At 32.6% G+C, this 11,458-nt stretch carries 8 protein-coding genes; 6 read left to right on the top strand and 2 right to left on the bottom strand.

Annotated features, from left to right (window positions below; all coding sequences use genetic code 11):
- The first annotated feature begins 431 nt into the window (after positions 1–431).
- The 4 genes from ABE048_RS14595 to ABE048_RS14580 all read left to right on the top strand — a co-directional run bounded on the left by ABE048_RS14595 (position 432) and on the right by ABE048_RS14580 (position 3,440).
- Complete coding sequence (locus ABE048_RS14595; RefSeq protein ID WP_430311994.1) at positions 432–1,574, top strand: FIST signal transduction protein; 1,143 nt, start codon at positions 432–434, stop codon at positions 1,572–1,574.
- A gap of 3 nt (positions 1,575–1,577) precedes the next feature.
- Positions 1,578–2,558 (top strand): methyl-accepting chemotaxis protein, encoded by a 981-nt coding sequence (locus ABE048_RS14590; RefSeq protein WP_430311993.1) that lies wholly within the window; start codon positions 1,578–1,580, stop codon positions 2,556–2,558.
- A 121-nt stretch (positions 2,559–2,679) separates the two neighbouring features.
- Positions 2,680–3,162 (top strand): hypothetical protein, encoded by a 483-nt coding sequence (locus ABE048_RS14585; RefSeq protein WP_430311992.1) that lies wholly within the window; start codon positions 2,680–2,682, stop codon positions 3,160–3,162.
- A complete protein-coding gene (locus ABE048_RS14580; RefSeq protein WP_430311991.1) occupies positions 3,150–3,440 on the top strand; it encodes a DUF2653 family protein in 291 nt (96 codons plus the stop codon). The genes ABE048_RS14585 and ABE048_RS14580 overlap by 13 nt, the downstream gene beginning before the upstream one ends.
- Before the next feature lie 327 nt (positions 3,441–3,767).
- Here ABE048_RS14580 and ABE048_RS14575 read toward each other — a convergent pair whose 3' ends face one another.
- Positions 3,768–5,396: a tetratricopeptide repeat protein gene (locus ABE048_RS14575; protein ID WP_430311990.1), complete on the bottom strand. Its 1,629-nt coding sequence runs from the start codon at positions 5,394–5,396 to the stop codon at positions 3,768–3,770.
- A 404-nt stretch (positions 5,397–5,800) separates the two neighbouring features.
- On the opposite strand from ABE048_RS14575, the gene ABE048_RS14570 reads away from it, so the two are divergent.
- The gene (locus ABE048_RS14570) at positions 5,801–6,637 is read left to right on the top strand and encodes an immunoglobulin-like domain-containing protein (protein ID WP_430311989.1); all 837 of its coding nucleotides are present in this window, start codon (positions 5,801–5,803) and stop codon (positions 6,635–6,637) included.
- A 1,195-nt stretch (positions 6,638–7,832) separates the two neighbouring features.
- On the top strand, positions 7,833–10,421 hold the full coding sequence (locus ABE048_RS14565; protein ID WP_430311988.1) for an immunoglobulin-like domain-containing protein: 2,589 nt from the start codon (positions 7,833–7,835) through the stop codon (positions 10,419–10,421).
- Between the two features lie 188 nt (positions 10,422–10,609).
- Here the strand turns inward: ABE048_RS14565 and ABE048_RS14560 are convergent, their stop codons facing one another.
- The gene (locus ABE048_RS14560; protein WP_430311987.1) at positions 10,610–11,335 is read right to left on the bottom strand and encodes a WecB/TagA/CpsF family glycosyltransferase; all 726 of its coding nucleotides are present in this window, start codon (positions 11,333–11,335) and stop codon (positions 10,610–10,612) included.
- Between the last annotated feature and the right edge of the window lie 123 nt (positions 11,336–11,458).

Genomic DNA, 11,458 nt, shown 5'->3' with positions numbered 1-11,458 from the left:
GTATTGCTATCTTTGTTGAAGTGGAATTAGCGAAGACTCCTGCGGGAAAGCGAGACAGGTGAGACCCCGCAGAGCAATTAAGGAACGGAGTCTAAGAACGCCACGTCCTGTGGCAACGACTCCGTGACCAACATCCTGTTGCCCCGAGGAGGCTCAACGCTCTCCCGCGGAAAGCGAAGCTAATTCCACATATGCATAAAGCAGATTAATACTATTATTATTTGCATTTAAACACTTTTTATTACCCTAAACGTAGTGCCGAAATATATTGTGATTCTCTAATGTAGGATTGGAGACTTATTTTTTTTATGTAAAAATATGAAAAAAGTCACTGACATTGTCGATAATAGGGGTATAATAGATATTTGTAAAAATAAGTATATTCTAACAATACATAATTATTGCCTAATTGACTGATAGGAGAATGAGAATTGGATACGATACGAACTTATGCAAGTAATCACCATGATGTTGAAGCAGCTATTCAGGAAATAACGGATCAATTACATCCTTCCCCAGCACTTGTACTCTTTTTTTCAAGTACAGTCTATTCATTTGAAGAGGTTTCAAAATTATTTAATGATCAATATTCTTCAGCACAAGTTGTAGGATTAACAACCACTGGCGAAATAGGACCCAAGGGTTTTCAAGACTCTGGACTATCAGCCATTAGTTTTTCACAAGACTTTGGGCAAATAAAGGCAATCTTAATGGACGATATCGGGAAGTATCCTGTATTTGTACGTCAACAATTGAAAACTGCAGCACAAGAAGTAGGAATTCAAACATCAAGTAAGCAGCCTGAAAAAGAAGGAATCGGACTCGTTTTTCCAAACGGCTTAATCGGTGCGGAAGAAAAAATGTTATCGATAGTAAATTCTATTTTTGATAAGGATGGTTTTCCGTTTTTCGGTGGAACAGCTGGGGATGATGCGAAATTTGAAGCTACTTATGTAAGTGTAAATAATTATATTTCAAGTGTTGGTGGGATTGTCATTTTTATGAAACCAGCAATTGAATTCAGTGTAATTAAGGAAAATATTTTTAGAAGCACAGGAAAGACGATGAAAATAACAAAGGTGGATACAGAATCACGTATTGTTTATGAAATGGATGGACAACGTGCTGCTACAGTTTATGCAAAAAAACTTGGTGTTTCTGAAGCTGATTTACCTAATTATTTTATGACCAATCCAATTGGTCGACGATTCAATGATGAAATCTTTATCGCATCACCATTCCAAATTTTATCAGATGGGGCTATCCAGTTTTATTGCCAAGTATTTTTGGATTCTATAGTAGAAATTTTAGAACCAATGGATCCTGTCAAAACATTAGAAAGCACAATACAACAATTTACTTCTCAGTTTTCGAAAATTGAAGGTGTACTAGCATGTAACTGTATTTTACGAAAACTACAATTTCAAAATCAGCAATTGTTCCCAGCGCTAAACAGACAGCTTTCACAATTACCTAATTTAGTTGGCTTTTGTAGCTATGGCGAACAATTAAATAAATCATTAATTAATCAAACACTTGTATTATTAGGTTTTGGAGAAAAAGGAGGAAGATAGATTATGTTCGAAAGACTATTTAAACAACCGGTAGATGAAGTGCAAGTTGTTAAGGAAATTGAAGGATTAACAGTAGAAGAAAAGGAAAAAGTGATTACTGGACTTGAGGATTTAATGGCTTTATTAAAAAAATCAAATGAAAAAAATGCAAAGGGCGATAGTGTATTTATCGAGAGAATTACAGAGATAAAAAACGCATTAGAAGATGAAAGACAATCAATCCTGTCATCTAATGATAATCTTCAAAGAATAGTTACCGAAACAGAAAATATTCATTCAATTACTTCTGCTGTTGAAGAACAAGGAGAAAAGAATATTCAACTTGTTATTGAGGGCAATCAGAATATGGACAAACTAGATCAGCAAATGGATTATGTCAAAAATGTATTTGAAGGTTTCGAAGTCTCTATTGAAGATGTGCAAAAAGAAACGAACGCCATTACTCAAATTACGAAAATGATTGGCGATATTGCAGATCAAACAAACTTGCTCGCATTAAATGCATCAATCGAAGCGGCAAGAGCAGGTGAACATGGGAAAGGATTCTCTGTTGTTGCACAAGAAGTTCGAAAACTTGCTGAGCAAAGTAAAAGTGCGCTTGTTGACATCAATAAAAAAGTACAAGAAATCACACAAAAAGTTGAGCTTTTAGCTAAAGACATTAGGGAAAAATCTGAAGATGTTGCAAAAACGCAAGAAATGACACGTTATACAAGTGATTTTTTTGAAAAAATTTCTGCTTCTGAAAGCGAGTTATTCAATAGCATGTCAAGTATTAATCACGCAACGGATGCAGCGATGAATGAGATTGTAGCATTCCGTCAAGAATTAGAATCCATTGCTGAAACATCTACTGGTTCTATAGAGAAGATTGAAGAATTATATTCCTTTGCGCAAGATAAATTCTTTTTATCTACTGAGATGACTTCGTTTATCTCACAATCTAATGACTTAGTAATAGCGATGAAGAATCAAAAACTATAAATTGTGTCGAATGAGAAAGAATAAATCTGAAATCCCTTGCGTTTCATTTTATTAATCTTCGGTGAGATGATAATATAATAGTAAGTTAAAAAACATTATTTATTAACGGAGGGTATTTTAATTGAAAAAACTTGCAGCTGCATTATTTGCAGCAACACTTGCTTTCTCAACTGTTGGCCCCATTGTTATGGATAGTCATCAAGGTACAATAACAGCTGAAGCCAAAGGTTACAAATCAGGAAAACGTGGATTTAATTCAAACGGAAGTTCAAATAATAATTCATTCACTAATAAATCAAATACAAATAGCAACACACAAGATAACAAAAATTCAAGTTTCAATAATAAATCAACAAATAACAAAACAACTACAGGAAATCCTACAACGAAAAAAGGCGGCTTCCTTAAAGGAATGATGGTCGGTGGTTTAGCAGGTATGCTATTTGGTGGTATGTTAGGTAATATGGGAGCAATGGGGAACCTATTTGGTCTACTTATCAATGTGATTGCGATTTTAGCATTAATTATGATCGTAATGAAAATTTTCCAAATGTTTACACGCAACAAGCGAAGAGATGAGGAACGTAACACGTGGAGACAATAATCGTTTCAGAAGATAATTTGATCAATGCTTTATGTGTTTATCATGCTCGTCAAATAAATGTAATGCCAGAAAACGTAGAAATCGAACTTTGCTTCGATGATAATGAAGGCTTTTCTGCAGAAGCTTACTACAATGGAAGAAAAGACATTTATCAAGTTGCGAATATGTTAGCAGCTATTCGCATATTCCTACAAGAAGAAATGAATGTTGATCCATATGCAGCGAGTATTCACCTAGAAATTGATGATGAACAAGGCATGATTGCAATAGTTGAATAATGAAAAGGCCATCCTTCCTATAAGGATGGTTTTTTTATGCGGAAAATAATAGAAGATACATAAAAAATAGATCTAAAAAGGGGAGGGGATAATAAGGCCTTAAATAATATAGACATTTTTATTAGCATCCTTACCCTGCATAAAATGTAAGATGCGCAATTTAGCAATATTTCAATTAAGAGGTTGTCCAAAAGTGAGTCATGTACTCATTCTTGAGACAACCTCTTTTATTTTATTAATGAATAAGAATTAAAGCTAAGAAATTACATTCTAATAGTTTGCCAGATACCGCTATTGATTTTATAAATAAGTAATATACTCATATTTTTACTTTAAAGTAGCAAGTTTCTCTTTTAGCTTAATGGATTGCACTTTTTTAGAAGCTGATTCTAGAACTTCTACAGCTTTATTTGTATTACCTTTTCCTTTATAAGCATCTGCTAATAGGATATAAAACCTAGCTGATTTTGGGTGTAATTGTATTGCTTCGTTGGCATAAGTAATGCATTCATCAAATTGTTTTAGTTTTAATAAAATCTCAATACGAAGAGCTAGTGAACGGTCATATTTTGGTGCTATCTCTATAGATTTGTTTGCTAATTCTAAAGCCCAACGCAATTTGTTATGTCTCCGACAGTGAATTCCTAAGACACGATGATATTCAGCAGATTTACTCCGTAGTTTATGATCGTAATCTGGAAATGGTTTTTCTTCCAAAAATGATGAGACAATCTCTTTTAATTCCCCTGTTTCACGTAAATACGTTGGGACACGATGACCGGCATAATCGAAGTGTTTATAAATCCCATTTGGATAGGATTGCATAATTTCTTTTGTAGTATAAGGGTTGTCTATTGTGTCTTTTGGATCAAAACAAATTATAGGTTGAATCTCTTTATTTATAGGATGTGATACTGGATGTACAAACTTAGTGTATTTTCTTTCTTTCGTACCGTAAATTGGATGAGCTGGATTTCTAGGGGCAAAGGATAGTATTTGGCAATCTGGAATCATGGAACCTAGAAACAAAGCATTATATCCACCTAGACTAGTACCATATGCAAATCTTTTTTCATAAAAAGGTACTAACTTTTCAATAGCTTGGAAATATTCTTCTCTTGATATATCTTGATGATAATTTTGCATGTGACCACGTCTAAGAGAAATTAAATCGACGGCTTTCTTTTTCAAAACCTTAAAAGCAAAAGGTTTTCCCGAATCTGTTTTGTCGATTGCATCAAAGGTTGCAACAACATGTTTTGTTGGATATATGTATTTATAAAATTCGATTGAGCTTTCACCGTTATTGAAAATAACTAGTTTTTCATAGCTATTAGGATATATTTCAGGGAGAATATCGGCAAACTCTTTCTGGCAGTATGAGAAGTATTTTTCTGCTTCATCAAAATGACCAAATAGCATGTTAACCATGCCGATTTGCATATTTATTTTGACGAGCTGCTTTGGATTTTTTTCCAAAGTTTTAAGGGTTTCGAGATAAGGAATAGCTTCTTCAAATTGACCGATACTCAATAAATGCTGTATTACTTTATTTTGTAATTCAATTTGCTGAGGATTTTGCTGTAATTGCATTTTAGAGATGGATAGGAATGTTTCCAATTGATTATTTTTGAGTAATGTATTTTGTAATTGATCAAAAAATATAATGGGTCTTTTTACAAAGCGTCTTTTTAATGTTCTTGGCAAATGCAAAATCTTTTCTTTTTTTGCTTTACGTTTAGTGTATAAAGTCCATAGAGCTTGATGCAATTGAATACTTGTTGGATAAACTTGAAGACCTTCGTGTAAAACGTTTACTGCTTTCTTTGGTTGTTCTAATTGTTCGAATAAATTGGAGAGTTGAAGATAACTTTTTTTACTGGGAATTGTCTCTTTGTGTTGTATCACTTGATTTGCAATCTGTTCTGTCAAACTTTCTGTAGACAGTTTGTTCAATGTAAATGACTCCTTTAGCTAGTTAAGTATTAATTATCCTTAGAATAATTCGTTCTCTTCTAATAATTAAAACACAAAACTATAGTGAAAAAACTAATGAGGGTAATATTTAACAGGAATTTAAGGTATAAGTAATACTTTTGACATATAAGGTGTAAGATAATTAAGTTTGTAATATCTTTAAATAAAACGATACAATTTATTAATTTAAAATATATAAAAATAATAGTATTAAAATATTCCAAATGTACTTTTAATAATAAAACGCTATTTGTAAAGAAAAATGGTAAAATTTTGTGCTACTATATTTGATAGGATTACTTAAGGGGAAATATGGAATATAAACAAATGAATTATACAACAAGGTAATCCTAGTACATTTAACATTTAAAGGAGAAATGAATATGAAAAACTACAAACAAAAATTAATTAAATCTGCCACTGCATTTGCTTTAGGCGCATCTGTAATTACCTCTGCGGTTGTAGCTGTTGATACAACTGCGTCAGCAAAAACTACTTACAAAGTATCTCATGGCAAGCTAATTAATGCTAAAAGTCATAAATTAATTGCAGGATTCAAAACTTATCAATCTGTACTTTATAAAAACGGCAAAAAATTTACTGGCGTTTACAAAGGTAAATATTACAAAGACGGTACATTATTTACTGGAGTAGTAACGAAAACTTATTACAAAAAAGGCGTTAAAGCTACTGCTACTGTAAAAGGTGTTTACTACAAACAAGGAAAACCGTTCACTGGAGAACTTCACAACAAGTTCTACAAGGAAGGTAAACCATTTACTGGGGAATATCACAATGTACTATTCGCAAATGGTAAAAAGATTCACTGTGCAATGCCAAATGGAAAATACTACGTTAATGGAGTATTAGCAAACGGAATCTACGAATTAAATGGAGTACAAGTAGAATTCAAAAAAGGTAAAGTTGTAGTCGACAAAACTTCTCCAGTAATCATTTTGGAAACAGGTAAAACTGTTTATAAAATTAATAATGGCCAAGCTTTTACTGCACCGACCGTAACTGCAAAAGATCATCTAGGTAATAGTATTGAAGTAGCTTCTTCTATTACTAATTCAGAAGGTAAAACAGTTGAAAAAATCGACACAACAGTAGCTGGAACTTACACAATTGTTTACACTGCAAAGGATGCTACTTCTAATAAAGCAAATGCAATCTTAGTCTCTGTAGAAGTGAAAAAAGCTACACCAGTTCAAAAATAAAACAGACCAAATTCATTCAATCCATAAAAGAACTTTAAAGCAGGTATTTAATTTTCTAGTAACAAACTTTAGCAAGAATAATTCAAAAGAGAGAAAACACTAATCTAATAGTAGATTAGTGTTTTTTTGATACATAAAGTTTTTTTAGAATTTAAATAGTTCGCCGACTTTTTTAGGCATATTTTTATGGATTTTAATATTTCATAATCTATTTTCGGTTTAAAATACGAACATTTCAACACATGAAAGTATTCAGATTTGGGTAGACAGGCGCTTTCCGTGGGCAAGCATCAGTGTTTTCCTGCATCGTCGAAAGTGAAATGTCAGATGCAAGCCTCCTCGGGGCAATAGGATGTTGGTCATGGAGTCGTCGCCACAGGACGTGGCGTTCTTTTACTATTCGTAATTTAAACTTATGCATTTTCGAGGACTTATCGTCGAAAGCGAAGTAGTGAACAATATGGGACAATAAATGTTCGTATATTCTTTATGAATTTATGAAATTGATTCAAGTAATATATTCAAAAGAATTGTCTATACATAGAATTATGAGTATTTGCACATGGAAAATATAATGATGAAAGTGTTTTGGGGTGTTTATGGGTAAATGAGACTAAAGTTAAATAGAAAAACAGGATTCGAAAAATTATCAGATGACATTTTACCTTATTTTAGATATTGATAACTCAAAACACGAATAATTAGCTTGTTTTGTCGAAAAAAACCACTGTAAAATGTATGAAAAACGAACATTTAGTTATAAAGTAATGCTAATTAATATAGTAGAACTATATATATTCCAAATATTTTTAAGTGAATATCAGTAAGTATATACATACAAATGACACTACTAATTGTTAATTTTTTATTAAAATATCCTTGATTACCAATGATTTATATTAAAATTATTAAAATTCAAACTATTTAACATACATTATTTACCTAAATATAAATAATAAGTAATTAATCGTATAATAATCATAACTATAAAAGGTAAATAATATAAAATTAATAGTAATAATTGATTATTATTCATAATTTTAATAAAAAAAATGTAAATTCTATTAAAAACACAAATATTTTATGATAGTATAGTCAGTAAGGATTACTAACAGGGGATATATGGAATATCTTCGTGTATGAAATGCAAATATGGTGATCCAATTATAGTTCATCTGTTAAAGGAGAATGGAAAATGACAAACTACAAAATGAAATTCGTTAAATCTGCAACTGCATTAGTTCTAGGTGCTTCTGTTATCACATCTGCAGTAGTTGCTGCTGACACAACAGCATCTGCAAAAACTACTTACAAAGTTTCAAAAGGTAAACTAGTAGACGCAAAAACTAAAAAAGCAGTAAAAGGTTACAAATCTTACAAATCAGTACTTTACAAAGACGGTAAAGCTTACACTGGTACTTACAAAGGTAAATACTATAAATCAGGTAAACTATTCACTGGTTTAGTAAGCAAAACTTATTACAAAAACGGTGTAAAAGCTACTGCTACATACAAAGGTGTTTACTACAAAGCAGGTAAAGCATTCACTGGTACAACATCATATGGTAACTACTACAAAGACGGTGTGAGATTCACTGGTAAAACTTCTAATGGTACTTACTACAAAGACGGTAAAAAATTCAACGGTACAACATCATATGGTTACTTCTACATTAACGGTAAACGTGCTGAAGGTATTGTCGTAGTTAAAGGTGTAGACGTTCTTTACAAAAACGGTAAAGTCGTAGCTGACAAAACTGCTCCAGTAATTACAATCGACGGTCACAAATCTGGCGACAAAATCGAACTTAAAAACGGTGCAGAATTCGCAACACCAAAAGCTTCTGTAAAAGATAACGTTGACTCAAAAGTTAAAGTTGTTACAGAAATCAAAGACCAAGACGGTAAAGAAGTTAAAGCAATCGACACTAAAGTAGCTGGCACTTACACAATCACTTATGCTGCTAAAGATGCTTCAGGCAATACATCAGCATCAACATTGACTGTAGTAGTTGGCGAAGCTGATCTTGCAGTTGAATCTGTAAAAGCTTTAAACCCTACAACAGCAACAGTTGAATTTAACCAAAAATTAGAATCAATTGATAAAGCTGCATTCACTGTAACAAACAAAGTAACTGGTGAAAAACAAGTCGTTAAAAATATTAAACTTGCTAATGATAAAAAATCTGCAACTTTAGAATTCTACAACGCTGTTTCAGCAAAAACTACTTATTCAGTAGATGTAAAAGTTACTGATGCAACATTATCGTCTGAATTAGTTGTTGGATCTCTTGTTCCTGCTTCTATCGAAGTTGCTGATCAAACAGTTGCTGATAATACTGATACAACATTCAAATATAAAGCATTAGATGAAAACGGCGTTGATGTAACTTCACTTTACCAAGCACCAAATGCTAATGTATCATTCGTTTCTTCATCTAACAGCATTAATTCTTCAACAGGTATTATTAAATTAGCAGCAGGTTCAACTATTAATGCTAAAGTTGTAATTAAAGATGGTGAAAAAGTTCTTGCAGAAAGTAAAGAAGTTTCAATCAAAGCTGAAACAGTAAAACCTACTTCAATTTCAGCTTGGACAGTATTCACTGGTACAACTCCAAATTTTGATCAAGTTTCTGATGAAGTTTATAATGGTGCATCATACAAAATTGCTGCACAAGTAAAAGATCAACTTGGATCTGCTATTTCTACTGGTTTTACACTTAACTATGAATCATTAAATACTGATGTAGCTGTTGTTGATAAAACATCTGGTGCAATCACTGTATTAGCTAATGGAACAGTACCTGTAAAAGTATCAGTACTAGGTACAGATGGTAAAGTATTATTCACTAAAACTGTAGAAGTTAAAGTAAAAGCTGCTAAAGCTGTTGATTCTGTAACTTTAGATCAATCATCTGTATTACTTTCAAACGTTGCTGGCGATGCAAAAACAGTAACTGTCAACGTGAAAGATCAATATGGTAATGCATTTAACGCTAACCCAACAGTTGTTGTTAAAGATGCAACAGGTAAAGATGTTACTCCAGCTCCTATTACCGCTACACCGGTAGCAGATAAAACTGGTGAATATACATTCTCAGTTCCAACTCAAACTACTGCAGGTAATTACACTGTAGAAGTTACTGCAGGTGAAAAAACTGTTAAATTACCATTAACAGTTAAAGCTCCTGGCGCATTCTCTAAATACGATGTTGTAAATATTCCTACAGCAGTTGACCTAAATACAGCAAATACAAACACATTATCATTTACACCAGCAGTAAATAAAGTTGATGCTGAAGGATTAAAAATTGATGATGAAAAAGTTTATACTGTATCTGTTAGCGGATTAGATGCTACAGCATTTACAATTGCAAGCAATAAAGTAACTGTAGATCCGACTAAAGTTAAAGTTGGCGACAAATTCACTGTAACAGTAAAAGTTGGCGAAATCGTTATTAAATCACAAGATGTATCTGTTATTGATACTACTGTAGCTAATAAAGCTGACTTTACTTCATATAGCCTAACTGCTTCTGCAAAGGATAAAGCTTCATTTAAAGCTTCATTAGCTAAAGCTACTCAACTTAATGGTTTAACAACTTCAGCTTCAGAAGTAACTACAGTACAACTAGTTTCAACTGATGAAACTGTAATTGGTAATGATGGTTCAGTTAATGGTGCTGGTACTGTAACAGTATTAATCCAATCATTAACTGCTGACGGTGTAACTGTAACATTCGAAAAACCAGTAAAAATGACTGTAACTGTAGCTGAATAATTAGGGAAGTTTTTCTTCTTTGAAATTTCGAAAGCTAAAGAGTAACAAAAAATCCTAATCTCTTCGGAGGTTAGGATTTTTTAGTTTGGAAGTACTTTTAGTTTTGAGATTGTGTATAAACTGTTTTATAGAATGAAATTTTCTGAGTTAAAAAAACAAAAAGTCAGCACTAATGCTGACTTTCTAAATCATTTCTTCGATTGTTTTACTTTCATTAAAAATACTGGAATTTTCAACATTCGTTTAAATCTAGTTGGTTGAGTGATCAAGCGGTGGAACCATTCTAGATTTAGATTGATGAAGATATCAGGTGCACGATCAACATTTCCTGACAGTACGTCTAAGCTTCCCCCGACTCCCATCATGACAGCGTTTGAAAATTGGTCACGATGGTTTGCAATCCATTCTTCTTGAATTGGAGCACCAGTTGCTACAAAAATAAAATCAGGGTTTAGTTCAGCGGCCATTTCTGCAACTTCATTACCATCACCATTGCCTCCATAACCATCTGCTGTGCCAACAATTTTTATATGTGGATACATAGCTTTAGCATTTTCTGCAGCTTGTTTAGCGATACCTGGCTTGCCACCATAAAAGAAGAATCGATTATGACCTTCTTTTGCTGTTCTCAGAAAATCATGGACAAGTTCATAGCCAGGAATACGCTCTTTTAAAGGAGTACCTACCATTTTAGATCCGATAACAACGCCAATTCCATCAGCCACTACATAATTTGAATCTAATAAACATTTTTCGTAACTCTTATTTTCTTTTGCTAACATTATAATCTCAGGATTCGCTGTGACGATACAAATTGGTTTTTTAGTGATTTCCAACTCATCCACAACATGATCGACAAAATCACTTTTCGTCGTATCTACAAAAGGAATCCCTAATATATCTATCTTCTTCATAATCTAACCTTTCCACGTTCGTGAGTAATATTTCTTCCTATTATATACTACAAACACCTATGTTCAAAACACGTACAATAAATTGAACGAACAAAACTTCTGAAAGAGTAATAGTTTTTAATG

This window comes from Rummeliibacillus pycnus (assembly GCF_050459865.1).
Classification (GTDB): domain Bacteria; phylum Bacillota; class Bacilli; order Bacillales_A; family Planococcaceae; genus Rummeliibacillus; species Rummeliibacillus pycnus_B.
The sequence above is the reverse complement of the archived record's forward strand: the minus strand, read 5'-3'. Positions and strand labels throughout refer to the sequence as shown.